We start from the raw sequence: 22,421 nt of genomic DNA on the forward strand, positions 1-22,421 counted from the left end.
GCAGTCACGCGATGGCGGCGCTGGCATTTGGTGGTCTGGCCGGGTGGGTGCTCAGTCCTGGGCGTCGCGCCTGGCCTCACAGGCGGGCGATCTGTTGCGCCTTGTTGCTTACCGCCCTGTGGGCCGCCGGCGTTGCGGTAGCGGTGCTGCCGTTTGCCGCGCCATCCGCATGGCGGACGTTTCTCCTCATTGATCTGTCGGAGATGCTGCGCAGCGCCGGCTGGCTGATTTTGCTGCAGGTGTTGTCGGGCGCCGGCAAGCGCTGGCTGCTGGCCGTATTGCTGCTGCCGGCGCTGTCGCTGCTGGCGGCAGTGCTGGCCGCGACGATGCCGCTGGTACGCGCGGCGATGTCGTTGTCTGTGGCGGTTCTGGGCATGCTGCTGGTGGAGCACCTGTATCGCCGCGCACCGCAGAACGCGCGCTGGGGCATCAAATTCGCCTGTCTGGGCATCGGCGCCTTGTTTGCGTATGACTTCTACTTGTACAGCGATGCGATGCTGCTGCGCCGTCTGAGCGCGGATATCTGGGCGGCGCGTGGCGTGGTCAATGCGTTCAGCGCGCCCCTGCTGGCGGCGTCCCTGATGCGCGGGCCTTCATGGACGCCGTCGCTGCAGTTGTCGCGTCAGATCATGTTTCGTTCGGCGGCCTTGCTTGGTGCGGCACTGTATTTGCTGGCGATGGCGGCGAGTGCGTGGTATCTGCGTTCCATCGGCGGCGCATGGGGCGGCCTGATGCAGCTGGCCTGCCTGGTTGGCGCGGCGTTGATCCTGGCGGCGCTGCTGTTTTCCGGCAGCGCACGGGCCAGGCTCAAACTCTTCATCGGCAAGCACTTCTACAAGGGGCGCTACGACTATCGCGAGGAATGGCAGCGTTTTACGCACGCGCTGGCCGATGATGCGAATGGCCTGTCGGAGCGCGCCATCCAGGCCGTGGCGGCGCTGGTTGAAAGTCCCGGCGGCCTGCTCTGGTTGCGGCATGATGATGGCAATTATCTTGCCGTCACGCGCTGGAACCTGCCGCTGCCTCAAGCGGAGGAACCTGCGGATGGCGCGATATGTCAGCTGCTCTCAAGCCGGCACTGGGTCATCGAGCTGGCGGATGACCATGCGCCAAGGCCAGCATGGGCCAACGGCGTCTGGCTGATTGTGCCCATGATGCTGGAGCGTAGCCTGTTCGGTTTTATTTGCCTGGCGCCGCCGCGCACCGCGTTGCACATCAACTGGGAGGTGCGCGATGTGTTGAAGATTGCGGGCAGCCAGGCGGCCAGTTATCTTGCGCATCGCGCATCGGCGGACAATCTGGCGGTTGCGCGGCAATTTGAATCGCTGAACCGCATGTCAACCTTTGTCGTGCATGACCTGAAAAACCTGGTCGCGCAGCTTTCCCTGTTGTTGGTGAATGCGGAAAAGCACAAGGCGAATCCGGCATTTCAGGACGATATGCTATCCACGCTGTCGCATTCGCTGGGCAAGATGCGCAACCTGCTGCTTAAACTGCGCCGCGATCAGGCCTCGGACATGGCGTCCGCGCTGGTGCTGGACGCACTGCTGCAGCGCGTGATGCGTGATTACAGCGCTTGCGAGCCGCGTCCATCGCTGGAGCTACGCGACAGCGGGCTGCTGGTGCAGGCCAACGGGCCGCGGCTGGCGCGCGTGATCGGTCATCTGATCCAGAATGCCATCGAAGCCACGCCGCGCGCTGGCCAGGTGCAGGTGCACTTACAGAAAGACGACAACTGCGCCGTGCTGGAGGTGCGCGACACCGGCCACGGCATGGATGCCCAGTTTATCCGAGAACGCCTGTTTCGCCCCTTCGTCTCGACCAAGGCTGCCGGCATGGGCATCGGTGTATTTGAAAGCCGCGAGTATCTGCGCGAGATCGGCGGGCAGGTGCAGGTCCACAGCGAGCCGGCCTGTGGCACCACGTTCCGCATCACGCTACCGTTGCATAAGGAGGCCGTTCATGGGCAAGAATAAGCTGCTGGTCGTTGAGGATGATCCAGGACTGCAAACACAGTTGCGGTGGCGTCTGGATGCGTATGAGGTCCTGGTGGCGGACGACCGCGAGTCCGCCATGGCGCAGTTACGCCGGCATCAGGCAGCCGTGGTGACCATGGACCTGGGCCTGCCTCCCGACCCCGATGGCGCCAGCGAGGGACTGGCCTTGCTGCCACAAATACTGGCAGCCGCGCCGGATACCAAAGTGATCGTGCTGACCGGGAACCAGGACCGGGCGTATGCCTTGAAAGCGGTGGCGATGGGCGCGTATGATTTTCACCCCAAGCCGCTGGACGGGGACACGCTCGCACTGGTGATCGAGCGCGCCTTTCATTTGCATGGCATGCAGCAGGAAAACCGGCGCATGCTGCAAATTCAGGCGGATTCGCCATTGGCTGGCATCATCAGCCGTGATCCTGCGATGTTGAAGTTGTGCCGCAATGTGGAGAAAGTTGCGTCTTCCTCGGCGACGGTGATGCTGCAGGGGGATTCCGGCAGTGGCAAGGAGCTCATTGCGCGCGGGCTGCATCAACTGAGCGCCCGGCGCGACAAGCGTTTTGTCGCCATCAACTGCGCGGCGATTCCCGAGCATCTGCTGGAAAGTGAGTTATTCGGCTATGAAAAAGGCGCGTTCACCGGCGCCCAGCGTCAGACCCAGGGACGGCTGGAACTGGCCCATGGCGGAACCTTGTTTCTCGACGAGATAGGTGACATGGCCATGCCCTTGCAGGCAAAGCTGCTGCGTTTTTTGCAGGAACGTGTGATCGAACGGGTTGGCGGGCGTACTGAAATCAGCGTCGATGTGCGGGTGGTGTGCGCCACGCATCGCAACCTGAAAGCGCTGGCGGTGGAGGGGGGATTTCGTGAGGACCTGTATTACCGGCTCAGCGAGATTGTGTTGCATATTCCGCCGTTACGTGAACGCACGGGCGACAGTGCCCTGTTGGCGCAGCATTTCCGCAATAAATTCTGCGCCGCCGAAGCGCGTTCGCTGCTGGCTTTTAGTCCGCAGGCACTGGCGGCGATTGAGGCATATGCGTGGCCAGGTAACGTGCGCGAGATGGAAAACTGCATACGCCGCGCAGTGATTATGGCCGATGGCGCGCAAATTGAGCCTGCGGATCTGGGCTTGTCGGACGGTGAAGAACGCAGCCTGAACTTGCGCCAGGTGCGCGAAAAAGCGGAATACAGCGTGATGGTGCAGGCGCTGGCGCGGGCGGATGGCAGTATCGTCAAGGCTGCGGAGTTGATGGGGATTAGCCGTCCGACACTGTATGACTTGATGAACCATCACGGTTTGAAGTAGTCACTCGCGCCATTCGCCGGCTGCGGTAAGTTTGTTCCTGAGTCCTGGCAGCGGGAACCCGAGGTTGTACGCCTTTCTGGCGCTGGCGCGCGCACTGTCGAAATCCTTCTTTTTCAGGTAGAGCAGGCCGAGGTTGTAATGCGATGTCGGATTGTCCGGCTCCAGCTGCGCTGCCTGCTGCAGTTGCTCCAGTGCGCCGTCTGTCTGGCCGAGCGCTAAAAGATAACCGCCGTATAGCGAGCGGACGTTAGCGTCGTCCGGGCGGAAACGCAGGGCGCGGGCGAAGTAGCATTCAACGGTGTAGTGAGCGCCGCGTGGTTTGCTATTCTTTTCTCGCAGCGCAAGGCGGGATATCGCCGCCAATGCGCGGCTGTGATTCGGGAAGTGTTCCAGTGTGTAGCCGATATCCGCACCCACGAGGCCACTGACGCCACGGATCAGGCGTTCGACGTCTGGTGTGAAGTGGTAGTTTTCTACGGCGGCCAGTCCCTGGCGGTCTTCTGCGTTGTTATAGTCGCCGCCGGGACTGTGCTTGATGTAATCCGGGCAGTCGTCGGCATGGGCGGCTGCGCATAATGACAGCAGAACGAGCAGGGTTTTCATCGCGGCTCCTTGCATATGTGGTCTAGTAAGGTTGCGAGTTCGCGCGTCCGCGCCGCACGTGCATGGCGGACGACGACGTCGGCAGGGGCCAGTGGTGCGCGTTGTTCGCGGCATGAGTTCAGAAACTCTGGAAGTTTTACGGCGATCTCTTCGGCCGAATTCAGACGTGCGATGGTGTGAATGCCGGCGTTGCGCAGTGTGGTGGCGGTATCGCCGTCCGGGTGGGTGAGCGCGAGTAGCGGGCGGCGTGCGCGCAGGTACTCGTACAGTTTGGCGGGAATCTGACCGTTGCAGTTGCCCGCTTGTAGCAGCAGCAGTCCATCGGCGTGCAGCATTTCGGCCAGCGCTGCCTGGTAAGGGAGTGGTGGAGCGAGTTCGACTAGCGCTTGCAGGCCAGGGTGCTGCTGTATGAGGCCGCGCAGGTAATCGTCATGGCCTGTTGCGCGCAGCACGAGGCGAAAATTTCCGGGGTTGATGGCATTCGTGGCCAGCAGGCGCGTGAGCGCCGCGAACAGCGCGCGTGGGTCACGCTCCGATGGGTAGATGGCGCCGCTGTGCAGAAGACGGAATGGTTTTTGGGCGTCTTGTACTGGCGCCGGCAGTAGTTCAGCGGCGATAAAGCCGGCTTCGTCGTAGCCGTTCTCGATCAGGGAAATCGCTGTGCTGGCCCCGTGGCGTCGGGCCAGATCACCGGCGGCCATCGGCGTGGTGCAGACGATGGCTGCGGCCCGCTGTGCCGCTTGCTGTTCTATCCAGCGATGGATGCGGTAGCGGCGCGCGTCCGGGGGATAGTCCTGGTCGATCATGGGGTCGCGCTGGTCTGCTATCCACGGCAGACCGCTGAGGCGATGCAGCGTCATTCCGATCAGGTGTGCGGTGGCGATCGGATAGGTGGACCAGATGACTTGCGGGCGAAATTTGCGTATCAGGGCCAGCCCCGTTGGCACCGCGCTGAGCCACCAGGACGACCAGCGGTCTGGCTGCGCCAGCAGGGCTGGATAGCGTCCCTGTATCGAGAGCTGGCGGGCGGCGTCCAGCGCAAAGCTGCGGTGGGCTTGCACGCGCGGTTCTGCGGCGCGAGCCCATTCGGCGTAGGCGTTGAGGCTGACGGACAGCACCACCGGTTCCCAGCCGGACTGCGGCAGGTGTTGTGTGAATGCGGCCGTGCGTTGCATGCCGCTGCCGCCGCAGACCGGCGGATAGTGGTAAGCAATCATGAGTACGCGTTTTACCATTGCCGTATCCAGTTGGTGCAGATGGTTGCCACTTCATCGCGCCAGGCCTGGCGGGCAAAGGTGTGATTGGCGTGGGGGATTACGGTTTGATGTATTTGTGGTGCAGCCAGCAGCTTGCGCCAATGCGCGTGCTGGCGCGGTAAGGCCATGAATTCGCGCGCGCCCAGATCTGCGCCCGCCAGGATAATCAGAATCTGGCCCCGAAACTGCCGCAATGCCTGATACACCCGATCTGGTAACGCTTCGACCTGGGCTGACGGCGTACTGGCGGCAACCGCCAGTTTTCCCATCGAGGTTGCCGCCGCGCGCATCCCAAAGCGGCCACGCAGCAGCTTGCGCCAGAATTCCCGGTCGCGGATGCGTTGCAGGTAGTAGTGTCGCAACGTGGTTCTTGCCGCGCCCTGATCGGTACGCACCCATGGGTTCAGCAATACCAGCCCTTTGATGCGTGGATCGCTCCAGGCGTGGAAGGCGGCGGCTGTGGCGCCGTCGCACAGGCCCCACAGTACCAGTTCCTTCATTGCCGGCATGGTGGTGAAGAATTCGCTGATCGCGGCTTCCAGATCGTCCTGGATATCTTCAAAAGTGCGCGGTTCGCCTTCGCTGTCGCCCATGCCGCGATAGTCGAACCGCATCACTGGGACATTATGGGCGGCCAAATGCCGTGCCAGCAGCACGAATTGGCGATGGCTGCCGATGCGGTACTGCGGCCCGCCCGTGATGATGAGGACACCGCGCTGTATGGCCTGGTCTGGCACGTGCAATATGCCGATCAGCCAGCATCCACGGCACAGGAAACGGAGTACGCGTTCGTGTGCCATCAGGCTGACTCCATGGCTTGGGCGGTCGCGGCCAGCAGGTCCGGAACAATGCCGATTTCTGCGCTGCTCCAGAACGGATCGCCGTGCAGCGACCAGGTATGCACAGTTGCCCCGGCATCGCGCCAGCGCGTTATCAACAAGGCCGATGCGGGTTGCAGAGCAGGGTGGGAGATGCCGGCGGCGGTTGCATAGTCTTCGGCCGCATCCTGTATTCTGGTGTTGAGTTCCAGCCACTGTACCGGGCAGTCTGGTGTTAGCTTAGCGGCATCCAGCTCGTGGATGGCCTTGGACAATGAGGGTGACATCAGGTAGCCGCCGATTTCGGTATTCTGCTCGACAGACGGGCCAGTTGAAAATAGTCTGGCTGCGCTCTGCATGCGTGCGAACTGGTTCAGATGTGCGCGTCCGCTGAGTGCGGGCTGCCACAAGATCAGCGATGCTGGATTCACACGTTTGGCAAAGTGCAGGGCGAGCAATCCGCCCAGTCTCAATCCCCACAGGTGACGCGGGCCAAGATTACGCTGGTCCAGCCAGCGCCAGGCATGTTCGAGATCAGTGAGCCAGATCTCGCCATGCGCCTTGCCGATGTCGCCACTGCTGTCGCCGCAGCCATACAGGTCAATTTGCAGCACGCCGAAACCCGCTTGCGCATAGGCGCGTGCCTGCAACATCACCATGCGCCGGCTTTTGTTGAGTTCTTCGGCAAATGGCGGCACGTAGAGGATGGTCCCGCGCGGCTGCACGCCAGGCTCCGGTTCATGATACAGGCAAAAACGCTCACCCTCGTCGGTGTTGAGGAAGAACGGCAAGGCATTGAACGGCAAGGTATCCACGGTCACGCCATTTTGCCGACGACGAAGTCGGACAGCGTTCCCACCGTTGCAAAGTGGTGGGCGCTGATCTCGTCGTCCTGCACTTCGAAGCCGTAGTGCTGCTCGAGCGCGATAATGAGGTTGGCCACCGCCATCGAATCGAGTTCCGGCAGGCTGCCCAGCAGCGGTGTCTTTTCGGAGAGCGGCATCTGGTGCAGGCCCAGCGTGGTTCTCAGGATCTGGCAGACTTGTTGAAGAGGGGGCATGACGGCTCCTGGAATGTCAGTTGGGGATAGGACGCGGGATGGCGGGACAGGTGGACGTATGGCGGCAGGCTGGCGAGCATCCACTGCCACGCGCCGCAGCGCAGAAAGGTGGCGCTCCCCATGTTCACGGCGCCCATGCTGGCGTGGGCACGCAGTGAAACAGCGTTGAAGGCGGAGATGCGGCTGCAGCTCCATTGAATGTCGCGCTGGCGCAGGTCGAGCCGCGCGGCTTCCCATAACTTGCGAAATACCCAGCCCAGACGTTCTTCCGGCCGCACCCAGACGTCGAAGTCCCAACTGGTGTGCGGCGATGCGAGCAGATAACGGACGCGCACTTCATCTTCCTGGTAGGCGCTTTGGATCAGCCATAGAAAACCTGCGAGCCGGCCTTTGCGCCAGGCCGCCAGAGCGCGGGCGCCCTGGGCGTAGCGCTGGCCGATCACATTGGCCGGGCGGGGATAGTCTGGCGGCAGTGCTTCGTGTGCCGCCGGCAGGCGGATTTCGATGTCTGTGCCGCGCAACGGTAGCAGTGGCGTATCGCCAATGGGCTGGGCGACGAACCGGTAGCGAAACAGGGTCCAGCGGCCGCCCGTGATCGCAGCCAGACCCCGCGCCAGCAGATAGAGCATGGCGTTGAACCAGCCAAGTTGCGCGAAGGTGTTGGTCATCATGGCAGTGGTGCGGAGAACGGCGGAAGTCCGATTAGACTATGCACGCCTGGCGCACGGTTTGCGTTATCTCAAGCGCATTGGGACTTTGATCGGGATCAAATACGGCTGTGTCGAATCTCCGATGATGGAAGACTGTCCAACGTCCAGTGAAGGACTTCGCCATGACGCAACTTATCCATGAATTCATTTTCTCGTCGGCGCAGACCATGGCCGGGCGGCAGGCGCTGTGCTATCAGGGCGTGGGCCTGAATTACGGCGCGCTGGCGCAAATGGTGCGCGTGGCGGCGGATGCCTGGCTGCAGCTTGGTTTCGGACGCAGCGAGCGTCTGGCGGTGTATCTGGAGAAGCGTGAGGAGGCGGTGGCGGCGATGTTTGGTGCGGCTGCGGCGGGTGGTGTGTTTGTGCCGGTGAATCCGGTGCTGAAAGCGGAGCAGGTGGCTTATATCCTGGCGGACTGCAATGTCCGCATCCTGGTGACGTCGCGCGAGCGGCTGAACCAGCTGGCCGAGGTGCTGGCATTGTGCCCGGACCTGCGCAGCGTCATCGTGATCGGTTCCATGGAAGGGCTGCCGGAAATCGCCGGCATACAATTACATTCGTGGCGTGAAACCATGGTCGGCGCCGCGCCGCATCCCGCGCATGCCTGTATCGACAGCGATATGGCGGCCATAATGTACACCTCCGGCAGCACGGGCAAGCCCAAGGGCGTGATCCTGTCGCACCGCAACCTGGTGGCTGGCGCGCTGAGTGTATCCAGCTACCTGAATAATACGGCCGAAGACCGTATCTTGTGCGTGCTGCCACTGAGTTTTGATTACGGTCTCAGTCAGCTGACCACGGCGTTTGCGGTGGGCGCCTGCGCGGTGCTGCTGAATCATCTGCTGCTGCGCGATGTACTGGATGCGGTTGATCGGGAGCGTATCACTGGTCTGGCCGGCGTACCGCCGCTGTGGATACAGTTGTCGGAGTTGAGCTGGACTCATGCACGGCGGCTGCGCTATATCACGAACTCCGGTGGCGTCATGCCGCTACACACCGTCAAGGCGCTACGCAAGGCGCTGCCGCAGGTAGAGATTTACCTGATGTATGGGTTGACCGAAGCGTTCCGCTCCACCTATCTGGCGCCGGAGCAGCTGGACAGGCGCCCGGATTCAATCGGCAAGGCGATCCCGAATGCGGAAATATTGGTGTTGCGCCAGGATGGCACGCCTTGCGACCCGAATGAACCGGGAGAGCTGGTGCATCGCGGACCGCTGGTCTCGCTGGGTTACTGGAACGACCAGGCCCGCACCTCGGAGCGTTTTCGTGTTCTGCCGGACCGTACGGGCGGTGTGACTGTGCCGGAACTGGCAGTCTGGTCCGGCGATACGGTGAGAGTGGATGAGGAGGGTTTTCTATATTTTATCGGCCGTAGTGACGACATGATCAAGACCTCCGGCTATCGCGTCAGTCCGGCGGAGGTGGAATCGGTGGTCTACGGTACCGGTCTGGTCAGCGAGGCGGCTGCGTTTGGCGTAGCACATCACCTGCTGGGGCAGGCAATCGTGCTCATCGCGGTTGGCCGGGCGCAGGATGGCGCGGTGCTGCTGGCAGCCTGCAAGCGCGCCTTACCAACCTATATGGTCCCGGCGCGGATTGAAATGCGCGAGCAGCGGCTGCCGCGCAATCCCAACGGCAAGATCGACCGCAAACTGTTGGCCCTGCAACTGGAGGAACGCGCATGACCCCCGTGCACGAGGAACAGCGGCAATTCCCGGTGCTGGATGATTGTTTGCACATCGGCGGCATTGCGTTGACGCGGCTGGCGGAACGCGTCGGCCGTACGCCATTTTATGCTTACGAACGGAGCCATATCGCATCACGCATCGCCTTGCTGCGGCAGACGCTGCCGGCAGGATTGGAGTTGCACTATGCGGTCAAAGCCAATCCCATGCCGGCTGTGGCGCAGTTGATTGCTCCGTTGGTGGATGGCTTTGATGTGGCGTCCGGTGGTGAAATGAAAATCGCGCTGGATGCGGGTATGTCCGCTTCGCAAGTGAGCTTTGCCGGGCCGGGCAAGAGCAATGCGGAACTGCGCAGTGCCATTGCTGCGGGCGTCTTGCTGCATCTGGAATCGGAAGATGAAATGCACCGCGCAGCACGTGCGGGCGATCTGCTGGGGCTGACGCCGCGTGTGGCGGTGCGTGTCAATCCCGAATTTGAACTCAAGTATGCCGGCATGAAGATGGCTGGCGGCGCGCGCCAGTTTGGTGTCGATGCGGAGCGCGTACCTGCCATGTTGCGCAAGCTGGGCGCGCTGGGACTGGACTTTCACGGTTTTCACCTCTTTTGTGGCGCACAGAATTTATCCGCTAAGGCGATCTGCGAGGCGCAGCACCTGTCGGTACAGTTGGGCTTGCGTCTGGCCGCGCACGCGCCTTCCGCCTTGAGAATGTTGAATATCGGCGGTGGTTTTGGTGTGCCTTACTTTCCCGGTGAGCGGGCGCTGTATCTGCCGGCGGTAGCGGAGGGATTGCAGCACACCATGCAAATGTTGTCAGCGGAGTCGCCGCAAACCCGGCTGATACTGGAACTGGGGCGGTATCTGGTCGCGGAAGCGGGCATCTATGTCTGCCGCGTGCTGGAACGCAAGGTGTCGCATGACCGGGTATTTGTGATTACGGATGGCGGCATGCACCATCATCTGGCGGCGTCCGGAAATTTTGGGCAGGTGATACGCAAGAACTATCCGGTCACGATCGGCAACCGCGTGCATGCCGGCGCACGTGAGACTGCCTCGGTTGTCGGGCCACTGTGCACGCCGCTGGACCTGTTGGCCGATAGCATGGAGCTGGCGCGGGTGGAACCTGGCGATCTGGTGGTGGTCTTTCAGTCTGGGGCATATGGACTGACTGCCAGCCCGATTGCATTTCTGGGCCATCCTGCACCGCTGGAGGTACTGGTATGAGCGGCTTGTGCGGTTATCTGAATGCCCCGGCACCGCGTGATGCCGTGCTGGGCCTGGATGGCAGTCCATTACGGCGGTTGTCGCTAGGTGCTGCGGGGATATCTGTCGCCGCATCGCGTGACAGCATCAGTCTGCACCAGGAAACGGGGCTGCTGGCCGCAGTCTGGGGGCGCGCTTCACTGGACGGCAGCCGCGAGCTGGTCGCGCCCAGGCTGGCAGCCCTGTGGCGCCTGCGCGGGTCAAAGGCTTGCGAGAAGCTGTCGGGGCATTTTGCCGTCTGCATCATTGATGGCAATGAAGGCCAGGTGCTGCTGGCGGTGGACCGCAGCGGCGTGCATACGATGTACTATCAGCGAACACAGACGGGGCTGGTATTTTCTTCATCGGTTGCCGCGCTGGCTGGTGAGCTGGACCCGCAGGCTTTGTATGACTATCTTTATTTTCACGTGATTCCCGCCCCACGTAGCGTTTATCGGCAGCAGCATCGACTGCTGCCAGGACAGTATGTCCTGTATCAACGGGGCAAGCTGGAGTGCGCCACTTATTGGCGGATGCGCTTTCAGGAAACCGACAGGCTACCGTTTGCACAAAAAAAGCAGCAGTTTTTAAGCCTGCTGCGGGATGCCGTACGCCAGTCGGCAGATGGTGCAGAGAGGGTTGGCGCTTTTCTGAGTGGCGGTACGGACAGTTCTACGCTGGCTGGCCTATTGGCACAGCTTGGCGGAGAACCTGCACACACGTATTCGATAGGCTTTGACGTCAAGGACTATGACGAAATGGCTTATGCACGCATTGCCTCCCGCCATTTTCAAACGCAGCACCACGAGTACTATCTGACTGCGGGCGATGTCGTGGATGCAATTCCTCGTATCGCAACGGCGTGCGACCAGCCATTTGGCAATTCATCCATCGTACCTGCCTATTTTTGCGCGCAGATGGCGCGTGCGGATGGCGTCACCCGTCTGCTTGGGGGCGATGGCGGCGATGAGCTGTTCGGCGGAAACGCGCGTTATGCGCGACAACACGTTTTTGCTCGCTATGAGCGTTTGCCGTTCTGGCTACGGCAGGCGGTGCTGGAACCGTTGCTGTTCGGCTTGCTGCGCCACAGACAGGCAACACTACTGCGCAAAGCGCGTAGTTATATTGAGCAAGCGCTGGTCCCGATGCCCGCGCAGTTGGAAACGTATAATCTGTTGCAGCGCTACGGTCCGTCGCAGATGCTGGATGCAGATTTTCTGGCCTCTGTGGATCAGCGCTCGCCACTGGCGCAGCTGAATGCCTGTTACTCGGAGTCGGATGGCCTGAGCTTAATCAACCGCATGCAGGCGCTGGACTTGCGCTACACGCTGGCGGATAACGATCTGTGCAAAGTGAACATGGCCTGCGCCCTGGCAGGCGTAGAGGCTGCTTTCCCGTTGCTTGCCGATGATGTGCTGGCGTTTTCTGCGCGGCTCTCACCGCGCGACAAGCTGAATGGCACGCAGCTACGCTATTTCTTTAAACATGCCCTGAAAGAACATCTGCCAGCGGCCATCCTGCGCAAGCAAAAGCATGGCTTCGGCATGCCGTTTGGCCATTGGTTGCTGGCTGACGCCAGCCTGCGCGAACTGGCGCACGATAGCCTCTGCACCTTGAAAACGCGGCGTATTGTGCGGGCTGATTTTATTGATCGTCTGACACAGACGCTGGTACAGGAGCATCCGGCCTACCATGGCACCATGGTCTGGGTGCTGATGATGCTGGAGCAATGGCTGGCTAAACACCATGCCGCCGCTGTTCCAGCAGCCGCAGCAGAAATCGCAGGCGATCCGGTTCCCAAGGTGTAAATCGTGGCAGTTGGAGCAGGTCACTTCCTTCGTAGGCGACACCGGGAGCGGTGCTGCAAGCTGCCTTGAAGCCGGAGTCAGCAATCATGCCGACGTGGCGCTGATCGTAGTCAAGGCCAGGTTTGCCGTTGGGATAGGCGAACAGGCTTACCGCCCGTTGCGTAATGTTTTCCAGTACCGCTTTACCGCGCGCGATGTCGAGCCGGGCATCGTCGTCCCCCATGCGGCTCAGGATAGGATGCTGGTGCGTATGCGCGCCGATTTCCATGCCTGCGGCCGCCAGCGCCTTCACTTGATGACTACGCAGCATGAGGCAAGGATCTGCGGTCGGTGCCAGTGATTCCGCCACGCGCTGGCGCGCGTCGAACGGCAGGTACTTCAACTGCCGCAGCATGTCATCGAGCTGATGCACACTCATCTTGTTGCGGCGGGCGTAGGCAATAACATGGTCATTCCACATCTGGCCACCGTCGAGGTAGGCGCTGGCGATGAAGAAGGTGGCGCTCAAACCATGACGCAACAGGATGGGAAGGGCGTACTCGGCGTTATCGGCATAGCCATCGTCAAAGGTCAGCGCCGCAGCGCGGGCCGGCAGCGTTCCCCGGTGCAGGTGCTGAATGGCCACGCTGAGCGGCAGTACATGGAAGCCGCGCCGCAATATGCCCATCTGCCGGTCGAACTGGCGTACATCGGGCAGGCCGGGCAGCAGTGGGTCCGGACTTGGCAGTACGCGATGGTAGATCAGAATGGATAATCTCATGGCCGCACCTGAAGACGTTGCCTGACCAGGGCGTGCATGGCCACCACGGCGGCCATCAAGTAGTAGGGTACATCGAAATAAAGCAAGCTGAGGAATGCGCCACCTACCGCAAAGCCGATCAGGCTGGCTTGTATCATCCTGGCCAGGTTGCCCGCCCATCTCAGTTCGAGGTCGTGGTGGCTGTTACGTACCACCCACGCTGCCGAGCGCCAGGTCAGTATCCCAAGCAGCAGGTACAGGCCGAGGCCGATAAACCCATGCTCGCCCAATGCCTGGAAATAGATGCTGTGTGCTGCATGTACATCGGTCGGATCTGGAGCGTAGAGGCTGAAGACTAGCGGCTCGGCCACTTCAAATCCTCCGCCGAAGAAACGGTCTTTGGCGAGGTTGTAAGCCATATACCAGGCATTGATGCGGCCCATGGCGGACGTGTCTGCCTGATAATGACCGATGCTGTCCATGCGCTCGCTCCATTGATCGGGCATGAACAATAGCGCCAATGGCGTCAATAGCACGATCAGCAATCCGCCCAGCATTTTCCTTTGGCTCTTGAGCCACATCAGCGCCATCATGGCGGCGATGGCAAGCAAGGCGCCGCGGGAATAGCTGCCCAGGGCGGCCAACGCGGAGAGCAGCATGGCGGCGGACAAAGCGTGCTTGAGCCATCGTTGGTCGCAGCTCTGCTGGAGGTAGCGCATGAGCGGAATCACAATCACGAGCGCCAGCGCAATTTCGTTGTTGCCACCGATGAAGGTGCCGGTCGGGCCCCAGACGCGGAAATTGCCGCCACCACGGATCGTGAATAGGCCGCCTTTGACCCCATAAAAACCCAGTGATATGACCAGTATCCAGATCATCTTGTGAATGTCCTCACGGTCCCGAATGATCGCCATTGCGACCAGGCTCATCAGCATAATCTTCATGACTTTGCTCAGTTGCGCCAGCGATGCGGCGGGAAAGATGGCAAACAAGGTGGTGATATTCATCCATGTCACCAAGGCCAGCAAGGCGATGGTGACGGCGCTGGACGGCGGCATTTTCGGCATTCGCGAAGTGACCAGGCTGAACAGCGTGGTGACGGCGATGATCTGGGCGAACGGGAAGGTGGTGGCAAATCCCCATCCTTGGGTATGGGGATTCATGACGCTAATCCAGATCCACATCAGCACGCCATTGACGGGGTTTTTGATGATGAACGGCAAGCTGGCAAAGACGATGAGGGTGACGAGTATGTCGCGCATGGCAGTCATTGATGTGGCTCAACGATGCGATTGAGCCTGTCGCTACACTGGCTTTTGGCCCATTTAATCTTAGAACAGGGGAGAAGCTGCCTTGTTGACCGTACTCATGGCCACGCGCAATGGCGCCGAAACTTTAACGCAAGTGCTGGATGCATATTGTCACTTGCTGGCGCCCGTTGGCGGCTGGCGTCTGCTGGTGGTTGACAACGGCAGCCAGGATGCGACGCCGGCGATACTGGCAAGCTACCGCGATCGGCTGCCGCTGCAATGCCTGCACGAACCGGCAGCCGGCAAAAACCGGGCGCTGAATCGCGCAATCGACCTCGCCCTGGCGCAGTCCGCTGATGACGAACTGTTTATCTTTACCGATGATGACGCCACGCCGGCAGCGAACTGGCTGCAGCAGTGGCAAATCTGCGCTCGGCGAAATCCGGACGATAGTGTGTTTGGTGGCGCCATCAGCGCTGACTGGGCAGAAACGCCGCCGGACTGGCTGCTGAAGTTGGTGCCGACCGGCTTGACCTACGGCCTGACGGCGCCGGATCTTGCGGATGGGCCGGTGTTTCCTGGCCTGGTGTGGGGCGCGAACATGGCGGTGCGTCCTGCCGTGTTTGCCGCCGGCCACCGCTTTGATGTCGACGTTGGCCCAAACGGTACTGACTATGCGATGGGCAGCGAAACGGAGTTGACCCGCCGGCTGGGCCAGGCCGGCTACCGGTCCTGGTTTTTCCCGGCGGCCCAAGTGCGCCACCGCATCCGCAAACCGCAGATCCAGGTCGGCTACATCCTGCAGAAAGCCTGGCGCTATGGACGGGGAAAATACCGGCAAGAGCATCCTGGCGTGTTTGTCGAGTTGTGGGGGATCCCACGCTGGATGTGGACGCGCGCGCTATCGGAGCTGGCTGGCCTGTCGATGGCGCTGCTGCAGCGCGATGCGGGCCGTGCTTTCAGGCATCAATGGGAACTGTCCTATTTACGGGGATATTTTTACGAATCCCGCCACGGTGTTTCCTGCAACCGCAGTACGGTGTTGGTAACCAGTTATTCCGGCGAACTGGGCGGCATGGAATTGCGGATGGCGCAGGAGGCCCGCTATCTGCAATCCGCTGGTCACCGCGTCACGCTGGCACTGCGTCACTTTGATGGATGGAAAGACTGGACGCAACGGTTGACGGCGGAACAAATCGCGGTCGCAGCATTCGATCCTCCGGCTTTTTTTGAGCAGGACTGGCGCTGGCGTCATCTGCGTGTCTGGCGCGCCCGCTGGATCGCTGCTTCACGATTGAGGGGGTTCCAGGCGGACCTGGCGCATATCGCCTTATGCTGGACCAATTATGGCGCTTCAGTGCTGTGGCTGGCCAGTCATTGCCGCTTGCCGGCTGTCATCAGTGTGCACAATGCGTTCCCCGCAGTGCGTTTTGATGCATGGCACGACAAGCTGCTCAAGCAGGCGTTTGCCGGCGTACGCGGTGTGTATGCCGTGTCCGCTTCGTCCCTGGAACACTTTAAAGACATCTACCGCCCGTATCTGCTGGCGTCAACGCGGCTCGCAGTGATACCGAATGGGGTTGATGTTGACCAGTTCAGGCCGTCGTTGGCATTGCGCCTGCAAGCGAGGCAGCGGCTACAGCTGCCTCAAGATGCGCTGGTGATTGGTGCAGTCGCAAGGCTGTCGGAGCAGAAACGGCCGGACTTGCTGCTCAAGCTGTTTGCCATCTTGTGCAAGCGCTTCCCCGAGTTGTATCTGGTACTGGCCGGAAGCGGCCCGCTGGAGGCTTCCTTGCGCGCCCAAGCGGCCCGGTTGGAGATACTGCCACGTGTGGTGTTCACTGGCTTCGTCAACGAAATATCCACGTTGATGCCCGCACTGGATGTGCATGTGCTCATGAGCCGCCGCGAGGGATTTGGCCTTGCCACCATTGAAGCGATGGCTTGCGGTATTCCCGCAGTGGCCACGGACGTTCCCGGGAGTGCGGATATTTTGCGTGGCAGCCTGGGCGGCATGCTGGTTCCCGTCAATGACGTGGACGTTGCCGCTGACATGGTGGCCGGCTTGCTGGCAGATCCGGCCCGCCGCGCCGACATGGGGCATCAAGGTCGGCGTGAAGCGGAGGCGCTTTATAGCCACCGCGTGGTAGGGCAGCAGGTGCGAGCGTTTTATGAGGGGCTGTTGTGACGCCACGACTCTCCTTCCTGATCTCGTTCGCCGAAAAATACACTTTGCTGCTGCTGAACACTGGCAGCACCATGATCCTGGCGCGTTTATTGACGCCTGCGGACACGGGGGTGTATGCGATAGGTGCGGTGCTGACCGGCGTGGTGCAGGTGTTGCGCGATTTCGGTGTCGGCACTTATCTGATACAGGAAAAGACGCTGAGCAGTCAGAAACTGCGTGCGGCACTCGGGGTGAGTCTGCTGATAGGCTGGTTGCTGGCAATCCTGCTGTTTGCCGCGAGCTATCCCGCCGCGCAGTTCTATCACGAACCGCGCCTGTTGCCTGTGTTACAGCTGTTGTCCTTCAATCTCCTGCTGCTGCCGTTCAGCGCGGTGGCCTTGGCGTGTCTGCGCCGGCAGATGCGATTTAAGGCGATTTTTGCCATCAACGTCAGCCAGGCTGTGGCGCAGATAGCCTGCTCGGTCGTGCTCGCAATGCTGGGCTGGGGCTTCCTCAGTCTGGCGCTGGGCACCGTTGCCGGCACGCTTGCCACGGTGATCGTCGCGTTCGGCTGTCGGCCTGACGGCTTGCCATGCTTGCCATCCTGGCGCGGCATGCGGGATGTGCTGTCGTTTGGTTCGTTCTCGACCGCTGGAACCTTGATCGATGAGCTGGGTGTGGCGGCGCCGGATCTGATTATCGGCAAGGTGGCCGGCATGGCGGATGTGGGCATCTATGGCAAAGCCACCGGTGTCATTAACGTTTTCAACCAGATGGTCACGGCAGCGATTTCGCCGGTGATTTTCCCGCTGTTCTCGACGCAGGTGCGGACAGGCGGCGATTTACGGGCGGCCTACCTGAGTACGGCAAGTTATATCACCGCGATGGCGTGGCCGTTTTTCGCGTTTGTCGCCTTCATGGCGCCAGAACTGGTGTCCGTGCTATATGGTCCGCAATGGATGGCGGCGGTGCCGATGATACGCGTGCTGTGCCTTAGCGCCGGTTTGTACAGTGTCTTCAACATGGCAAGGTACCTGTTTGTCGCGATGGGGGAAGTGAAGGCGCAGGCCCGGCTGGATGCGCAAGCTGTCGTGGTGCGGATTGCCGCCGTACTGGTGACGGCGCCCTATGGACTTGAAGCGGTGGCGTGGGCGGTGGTGGGGGGGGCGATGTGGCGAAGCGCGCTGACCTATTACTACTTGCATCACCTTGTCGGTCTGCGCTGGAGCGTGCTGCTTGGGGCGACATGGCGCAGCGCCGCGACAGCGACAGGCTGCATGACGGGGGCACTGGCGGTGCAGTGGCATACACCGCATCTGCAGGAATTTTCACAATTGGCGTTGACGGCGCTGGCGGGCGGCACATGCTGGCTGCTGGCCATGTGGGGACTTCGCCATGCGCTGGCCCAGGAAGCGCTGGCGCTTTTGCACAGATGAGAGGGCATCATGCGGGTTGGTATCCTGTCTTATCCGATGTTGTTTCAACGCGATGGCGGCCTGCAGGTACAGGTTCGCGCCACGCTGGAGGCGCTGTCACAACTGGAGCCTTCGCGGTTGAAGGTGGAATTGGTCGATCCCAACCGTGAGCGGCTGGACAGTTACGATGTCCTGCATGTTTTTTCATGCATCAACGGTAATTACCGGGTGGTGGAGTTGGCAAACGAGATGGGTGTGCCGGTACTGTTATCGGCGTTGCTGTCGCCGGGATGGAACCGGGCTGTGGCATTCCGTGCCCGCATGGCCGACAGCCTGGCTGGCCGCCTGACCAAGTGGCAGGTGCAGACCAGCTATGCCCAGACCAAGCGGGCGCTGCAGTTGGCACAGATGATTGTCGCGCTGGGGCCGTCAGAAGAGCAGGCGTTGCTGGACGGCTTCCATATCCAGCGCTCACGCATACGGGTACTGCCCAATGGTATCGATACGCGCTTCTTTGGCGCTTGCGGCGACCTTTTTTGGCGGCATACCGGCTTGATGAGGCCCTTCGTGCTCATGGTGGGATCGATTTCGCCATATAAAAATCAACTTGGCCTGGTGCGCGCGCTGGCGAAGTTGGATGTGCCCGTGGTGCTGATTGGCCGACCTCAACGGCAACATCAGCATTACCTGCAGCAGTTGCTGGCGGCACCGAATGTGCGCTGGCTGGGGCAGCTGGACCATCATGACCCGCTGCTGGCCAGCGCCTATGCCGCCGCATCAGTGCTGGCCTTGCCGAGCCAGGGAGAAGTGTTTCCGCTATCGGTATTGGAGGCGCTCGCGGCGGGAACGCCGGTCGTGATGACGGACGAAAGCGCGTTGCAATTTGCCGATGGCGCGTTTGCCCTCCGGCAAGTGCACTGGAACGATACCGCCGCGCTGCGCGATGCGCTTACGCATTTTCTGCGCTATCCGCCGCTGCGCAGCCAGGTGCAAACCCTGGTACAGGCTTATACCTGGCAACGTGTCGCGCGGCGCCTCGCGGATTGCTACCGGGAGCTGTCAGATGCTGTTTAACTCGCTCAGCTTTCTGTTTCTCTACCTGCCGGTGGTGTTCGCGGGCTATGTTATTTTGCTGCGCTGGCGACGGCAATGGATCGCCGCCTGGCTGGCGCTGGTGTCGCTGTTCTTTTATGGCTACTGGGATCTACGCTATCTGCCATTGCTGCTGGTATCGATCCTGTTCAATTACTGGTGCGCGCGGCATCGGCGTTTCCTGCTGTTTAGCATCGCGGCGAATCTGGCGCTGCTGGCCTACTACAAATACGCCAATTTCTTTGTCGATACGGCCAACCAACTGGGTGGGCACTGGCAAGGCTGGGCGATCATTCTGCCCATCGGCATTTCGTTTTTCACTTTTACGCAGCTGGCCTATCTGGTTGATTGCAGTCGCGGCAAGGTTGGTGAGTACCGATTGGTGCATTACGCCTTGTTTGTCAGCTATTTCCCGCATCTGATTGCGGGACCGATTCTGCATCACAAGCCAATGATGGCGCAGTTCGATTACTGGCCGCGGCTCGAGATGGCCAATATCGGCATCGGCCTGTCGATTTTCGTGGTGGGACTGGGCAAAAAGGTACTGCTGGCAGATCCGATATCGGTATTGGTGGCGCCCGTGTTTGCTGCCGGTGCCCATCCCCAGTTGCTGGAGGCCTGGATAGGCACGCTGGCCTATACGGTCCAGCTGTATTTTGACTTTTCCGGATATTCGGACATGGCGATCGGCCTGTCGCGCCTGTTCGGCGTGCGATTGCCATTGAATTTCAATTCGCCGTACAAGGCCGTGAGCATCAGCGAGTTCTGGCGGCGCTGGCATATGACGCTGTCCCAGTTTCTACGCGATTACCTGTATGTCCCGCTGGGCGGCAACCGGCATGGCACATGGCGTCGTTATCGTAACCTCATGCTGACCATGCTGTTGGGCGGCTTATGGCACGGCGCTGGCTGGACGTTTGTGGTGTGGGGCGGATTGCACGGCTGTTATCTGGTGGCGCATCAGGCCTGGCAAACGTTCGCGCGGCCATTGCCGGGTTGGTGCGCCTGGTGCTTGACCTTGCTGGCAGTGATGCTGGCATGGGTGGTGTTCCGCGCGCCCGACCTGGGCACTGCGGGCGATGTGTTGCGGGGCCTGGTCGGCGGAAATGGTGTTTCTCTACCACGGGGGCTGGCAACCTGGGCATCACCGTTAAAAGCCTTGGGATGGCAGTTTGAGGGCATACGCTGGATCGATGTCAACGGGCCGGCGCTACCTGCCTTGATGTTGGCCGTAGCGCTTGCCCTGTTTGCGCCCAATACACAGGAAATCTTTGATGCGTCCACGCGGTGGTCACCCGCAAGATGGCGCGGCGCCGTGATGGCGATGCTGTTTCTTGGTTGCCTGTTCAATATGAATCGGGTCAGTGAATTTCTCTATTTTCAATTCTGAGCATGGATAAATCGGCGTCATGGCATGGGTATGTGGCTACCTTTTGCGGCATCAGTATGGTTGTGATCGGCGGTGTGCTCGCGCTCAACTACCAGGTCGATCCCTATTTGATACACCAATGGGAGACACCGCCTGTGCAACGGCTGCTGCCTGGCAGGGAAAAGCTCAGTCCATGGGGCAAGACCTATGCGTTGGCGCAGTATCGGCCGGACATCCTCTACATTGGTAACTCGCGCACCGAGCTGGGCCTGCCGGTCCGCATGCCGCTGTTCGGAACGCGCCGCGTGTTTAACGGCGGGCTCTCTGGCGCCACATTGGCCGATGCCGCCGCCATGGTCCGGCATGTTGTGGCCATTCATCCGCCGGGTACGGTGGTGTGGGGCATAGATGCGCCTTCGTTCTCGATGGAAGTGGGCAATACCGACTTCAATCGGGAGCTGGTCGCCGCCATCAGCTACCGCCGCCAACTGCTTAACCTCAAGCGGGCCTTGAGCCTGGACATGACGCTGGATTCGATCCGCGTGCTGCGCGGTACATTCGGGCAGGTGTGCCTGTCGAGCCTGGCCTTGTTCGGTCAACGCGATGGACGCTGTGTGCTGGACCGGATTACCCGGCTGGGTGGAACCGGCGCCGTCATCCTGCCGCGCGTGCAGGACTTTGTGCGCGGTCCCGGACCCACGCCAGACGCCATGCGCGAGTTCGACCACAGCGTTGGTGAACTCTGTCAGGCAGGAACGCAGTTACGTCTGTACATCAATCCGACCCATGCCATGACCAGTGATGCGTTATTTTGGGCGGGAAGATGGCCGGCGCTGGAGCACTGGCAACTGGAGCTAGTGACGCTGGTGGCACGGTATCAAAAGCTCGGTTGCGATGTGCAGCTGTTTGATTTTTCCGGTTTCAACAGTATCACCACGGAGCCGCCGCCGCAGCTCAGCGGTCAAGCGGAGATGCAGAATTACTGGGAACCGTCGCATTACCGCGTAACGGTCGGCCGGATGGTCCTGACGCGCCTGTTCGGGGCCGGGAGCAGCGAATTTGGCGTGGAGCTTACGCCGGCATCACTGGCAGCACATCAATCCGCGCAGCGGCAGGCGCGGGACCGCTATCACCGCGTACACCCGGTGGAAACCGCCATGGTCAGATCGATTTTGTAAGCACCGCGCAGCCTTTTTCACATGCCCGGGCGGACTGCTGCAAGGATGGAAATTCTTCACGCCAGCGTTCCAGGATCGCCAGTTCGTCCGCGCGGGCGGCATCGTCCAGGAACACCGTGGCCTCGGCAGCCAGTCGGCGGAACAACATGGGGCCGGCAGGATAGCGGGCCTGGGTCCGCGTGGCCTGCGGTGGACCATCGATGACCAGCATGTCGATTTGCACCCGCTGCGGTAGCAAGTTCAGGCTGTACCATGGCCAGGATTCATCGCCCCACAGATGTGGCTCCAACGGCGCATCCAGCACCTCCGCCCAATCTTGCAGATTGTGGCGGCGTAGCTGGTCACGGGTCTGCGCGGCAAAATGGGGATCGTGCTCCAGGCTCAGGACTTTGCCGATACCATTGAGTTGCATGCAGCGCGCCAGCACCACGGTGGAAATGCCGCTGCTGCATTCGACCACGGTCAGCGGCCGGGCGCTACGTGCATGGCGCGTCAGTTCCAGCAGGAAGTCCGGGGATGCGGCCCAGCCACGGGTCGGCGGCAGGCTGTTTCGCAAGCCGAGCTCGGCGTACAGGCCCTGCAGCGCTTCCAGTTGCCGGAACAGGCTGGTGTGATCGCTACGCGACTGGTCGCGCAGATCGTACAGCAGCAGGTGCGCTGCGCGCAGTTTGTAAAAAATATACAGTAGCATCAACAGCATCACGGAATTGACCAGCAACGGCATGGC

At 61.0% G+C, this 22,421-nt stretch carries 19 protein-coding genes; 10 read left to right on the plus strand and 9 right to left on the minus strand.

Translation table 11 applies throughout. The features are described from left to right. The first annotated feature begins 11 nt into the window (after positions 1–11). Both prsK and prsR read left to right on the plus strand, forming a co-directional pair. On the plus strand, positions 12–1,976 hold the full coding sequence (gene prsK, locus GTP58_RS07700) for an XrtA/PEP-CTERM system histidine kinase PrsK (protein ID WP_308937357.1): 1,965 nt from the start codon (positions 12–14) through the stop codon (positions 1,974–1,976). Then, positions 1,963–3,303, plus strand: coding sequence for a PEP-CTERM-box response regulator transcription factor (prsR, locus tag GTP58_RS07705; protein WP_161076903.1), 1,341 nt, complete (start codon positions 1,963–1,965; stop codon positions 3,301–3,303). Before prsK ends, prsR begins: the two co-directional genes overlap by 14 nt. On the opposite strand, the gene GTP58_RS07710 is transcribed toward prsR, so the two are convergent. Genes GTP58_RS07710 through GTP58_RS07735 form a run of 6 tightly spaced genes read right to left on the minus strand, consistent with a single transcriptional unit; the run spans position 3,304 to position 7,711 of the window. Then, positions 3,304–3,906, minus strand: coding sequence for a tetratricopeptide repeat protein (locus GTP58_RS07710; RefSeq protein ID WP_202413507.1), 603 nt, complete (start codon positions 3,904–3,906; stop codon positions 3,304–3,306). Beyond that, positions 3,903–5,141 carry a glycosyltransferase gene (locus GTP58_RS07715; protein WP_202413508.1) on the minus strand — a complete coding sequence of 413 codons (1,239 nt, stop codon included), beginning with the start codon at positions 5,139–5,141 and terminating at the stop codon, positions 3,903–3,905. The genes GTP58_RS07710 and GTP58_RS07715 overlap by 4 nt, the downstream gene beginning before the upstream one ends. Continuing rightward, positions 5,135–5,962, minus strand: coding sequence for a hydrolase 1, exosortase A system-associated (locus GTP58_RS07720; RefSeq protein ID WP_202413510.1), 828 nt, complete (start codon positions 5,960–5,962; stop codon positions 5,135–5,137). The genes GTP58_RS07715 and GTP58_RS07720 overlap by 7 nt, the downstream gene beginning before the upstream one ends. After that, positions 5,962–6,795 (minus strand): hydrolase 2, exosortase A system-associated, encoded by an 834-nt coding sequence (locus tag GTP58_RS07725; protein WP_373924707.1) that lies wholly within the window; start codon positions 6,793–6,795, stop codon positions 5,962–5,964. The genes GTP58_RS07720 and GTP58_RS07725 overlap by 1 nt, the downstream gene beginning before the upstream one ends. 2 nt (positions 6,796–6,797) lie before the next feature. After that, a complete protein-coding gene (locus GTP58_RS07730) occupies positions 6,798–7,040 on the minus strand; it encodes an acyl carrier protein (protein ID WP_161076905.1) in 243 nt (80 codons plus the stop codon). Then, on the minus strand, positions 7,007–7,711 hold the full coding sequence (locus tag GTP58_RS07735) for a GNAT family N-acetyltransferase (protein ID WP_161076906.1): 705 nt from the start codon (positions 7,709–7,711) through the stop codon (positions 7,007–7,009). Before GTP58_RS07735 ends, GTP58_RS07730 begins: the two co-directional genes overlap by 34 nt. Positions 7,712–7,872: 161 nt before the next feature. Between GTP58_RS07735 and GTP58_RS07740 the strand changes: the two genes are divergently transcribed. From GTP58_RS07740 to GTP58_RS07750, 3 genes are read left to right on the plus strand one after another with little or no spacing between them, the layout of a single operon-like run. Continuing rightward, positions 7,873–9,435 (plus strand): acyl-CoA ligase (AMP-forming), exosortase A system-associated, encoded by a 1,563-nt coding sequence (locus tag GTP58_RS07740; protein ID WP_161076907.1) that lies wholly within the window; start codon positions 7,873–7,875, stop codon positions 9,433–9,435. Next, complete coding sequence (locus GTP58_RS07745; protein ID WP_161076908.1) at positions 9,432–10,658, plus strand: pyridoxal-dependent decarboxylase, exosortase A system-associated; 1,227 nt, start codon at positions 9,432–9,434, stop codon at positions 10,656–10,658. The genes GTP58_RS07740 and GTP58_RS07745 overlap by 4 nt, the downstream gene beginning before the upstream one ends. After that, positions 10,655–12,484, plus strand: a complete 1,830-nt coding sequence (locus tag GTP58_RS07750; protein ID WP_161076909.1) for an asparagine synthetase B — start codon at positions 10,655–10,657, stop codon at positions 12,482–12,484. The genes GTP58_RS07745 and GTP58_RS07750 overlap by 4 nt, the downstream gene beginning before the upstream one ends. Here the strand turns inward: GTP58_RS07750 and GTP58_RS07755 are convergent. Both GTP58_RS07755 and GTP58_RS07760 read right to left on the minus strand, forming a co-directional pair. Then, complete coding sequence (locus tag GTP58_RS07755; protein ID WP_161076910.1) at positions 12,414–13,244, minus strand: polysaccharide deacetylase family protein; 831 nt, start codon at positions 13,242–13,244, stop codon at positions 12,414–12,416. The two genes, GTP58_RS07750 and GTP58_RS07755, sit on opposite strands and share 71 nt — an antisense overlap. Continuing rightward, complete coding sequence (locus GTP58_RS07760; protein WP_229215456.1) at positions 13,241–14,494, minus strand: putative O-glycosylation ligase, exosortase A system-associated; 1,254 nt, start codon at positions 14,492–14,494, stop codon at positions 13,241–13,243. Before GTP58_RS07760 ends, GTP58_RS07755 begins: the two co-directional genes overlap by 4 nt. An 82-nt stretch (positions 14,495–14,576) precedes the next feature. Between GTP58_RS07760 and GTP58_RS07765 the strand changes: the two genes are divergently transcribed. The 5 genes from GTP58_RS07765 to GTP58_RS07785 are packed head-to-tail and all read left to right on the plus strand — an operon-like array spanning position 14,577 to position 21,694. Beyond that, positions 14,577–16,661 carry a glycosyltransferase gene (locus GTP58_RS07765; protein WP_229215457.1) on the plus strand — a complete coding sequence of 695 codons (2,085 nt, stop codon included), beginning with the start codon at positions 14,577–14,579 and terminating at the stop codon, positions 16,659–16,661. Beyond that, a complete protein-coding gene (locus GTP58_RS07770) occupies positions 16,658–18,076 on the plus strand; it encodes a lipopolysaccharide biosynthesis protein (RefSeq protein ID WP_373924708.1) in 1,419 nt (472 codons plus the stop codon). Before GTP58_RS07765 ends, GTP58_RS07770 begins: the two co-directional genes overlap by 4 nt. A 9-nt stretch (positions 18,077–18,085) precedes the next feature. Next, a complete protein-coding gene (locus GTP58_RS07775; protein WP_229215458.1) occupies positions 18,086–19,129 on the plus strand; it encodes a glycosyltransferase family 4 protein in 1,044 nt (347 codons plus the stop codon). Continuing rightward, a complete protein-coding gene (locus tag GTP58_RS07780; RefSeq protein ID WP_161076911.1) occupies positions 19,119–20,537 on the plus strand; it encodes an MBOAT family protein in 1,419 nt (472 codons plus the stop codon). The genes GTP58_RS07775 and GTP58_RS07780 overlap by 11 nt, the downstream gene beginning before the upstream one ends. A gap of 32 nt (positions 20,538–20,569) precedes the next feature. Next, positions 20,570–21,694 (plus strand): hypothetical protein, encoded by a 1,125-nt coding sequence (locus tag GTP58_RS07785; RefSeq protein WP_373924709.1) that lies wholly within the window; start codon positions 20,570–20,572, stop codon positions 21,692–21,694. Here the strand turns inward: GTP58_RS07785 and GTP58_RS07790 are convergent. Next, on the minus strand, positions 21,678–22,418 hold the full coding sequence (locus tag GTP58_RS07790) for a class I SAM-dependent methyltransferase (RefSeq protein WP_161076913.1): 741 nt from the start codon (positions 22,416–22,418) through the stop codon (positions 21,678–21,680). The two genes, GTP58_RS07785 and GTP58_RS07790, sit on opposite strands and share 17 nt — an antisense overlap. Between the last annotated feature and the right edge of the window lie 3 nt (positions 22,419–22,421).

The sequence above is a fragment of the Duganella sp. CY15W genome, assembly GCF_009857555.1.
In the GTDB taxonomy this organism is placed as follows: Bacteria; Pseudomonadota; Gammaproteobacteria; order Burkholderiales; family Burkholderiaceae_D; genus Rugamonas; species Rugamonas sacchari.

What these genes read in the sequence shown, in the direction of transcription:
- prsK (WP_308937357.1), top strand. Translation starts at nt 12, where the DNA reads ATGGCGGCGCTGGCATTTGGTGGTCTGGCCGGGTGGGTGCTCAGTCCT.
- prsR (WP_161076903.1), top strand. Translation starts at nt 1,963, where the DNA reads ATGGGCAAGAATAAGCTGCTGGTCGTTGAGGATGATCCAGGACTGCAA.
- GTP58_RS07710 (WP_202413507.1), bottom strand. Translation starts at nt 3,906, where the DNA reads ATGAAAACCCTGCTCGTTCTGCTGTCATTATGCGCAGCCGCCCATGCC.
- GTP58_RS07715 (WP_202413508.1), bottom strand. Translation starts at nt 5,141, where the DNA reads ATGGTAAAACGCGTACTCATGATTGCTTACCACTATCCGCCGGTCTGC.
- GTP58_RS07720 (WP_202413510.1), bottom strand. Translation starts at nt 5,962, where the DNA reads ATGGCACACGAACGCGTACTCCGTTTCCTGTGCCGTGGATGCTGGCTG.
- GTP58_RS07730 (WP_161076905.1), bottom strand. Translation starts at nt 7,040, where the DNA reads ATGCCCCCTCTTCAACAAGTCTGCCAGATCCTGAGAACCACGCTGGGC.
- GTP58_RS07735 (WP_161076906.1), bottom strand. Translation starts at nt 7,711, where the DNA reads ATGATGACCAACACCTTCGCGCAACTTGGCTGGTTCAACGCCATGCTC.
- GTP58_RS07740 (WP_161076907.1), top strand. Translation starts at nt 7,873, where the DNA reads ATGACGCAACTTATCCATGAATTCATTTTCTCGTCGGCGCAGACCATG.
- GTP58_RS07745 (WP_161076908.1), top strand. Translation starts at nt 9,432, where the DNA reads ATGACCCCCGTGCACGAGGAACAGCGGCAATTCCCGGTGCTGGATGAT.
- GTP58_RS07750 (WP_161076909.1), top strand. Translation starts at nt 10,655, where the DNA reads ATGAGCGGCTTGTGCGGTTATCTGAATGCCCCGGCACCGCGTGATGCC.
- GTP58_RS07755 (WP_161076910.1), bottom strand. Translation starts at nt 13,244, where the DNA reads ATGAGATTATCCATTCTGATCTACCATCGCGTACTGCCAAGTCCGGAC.
- GTP58_RS07760 (WP_229215456.1), bottom strand. Translation starts at nt 14,494, where the DNA reads ATGACTGCCATGCGCGACATACTCGTCACCCTCATCGTCTTTGCCAGC.
- GTP58_RS07775 (WP_229215458.1), top strand. Translation starts at nt 18,086, where the DNA reads ATGCGGGTTGGTATCCTGTCTTATCCGATGTTGTTTCAACGCGATGGC.
- GTP58_RS07780 (WP_161076911.1), top strand. Translation starts at nt 19,119, where the DNA reads ATGCTGTTTAACTCGCTCAGCTTTCTGTTTCTCTACCTGCCGGTGGTG.
- GTP58_RS07790 (WP_161076913.1), bottom strand. Translation starts at nt 22,418, where the DNA reads ATGCCGTTGCTGGTCAATTCCGTGATGCTGTTGATGCTACTGTATATT.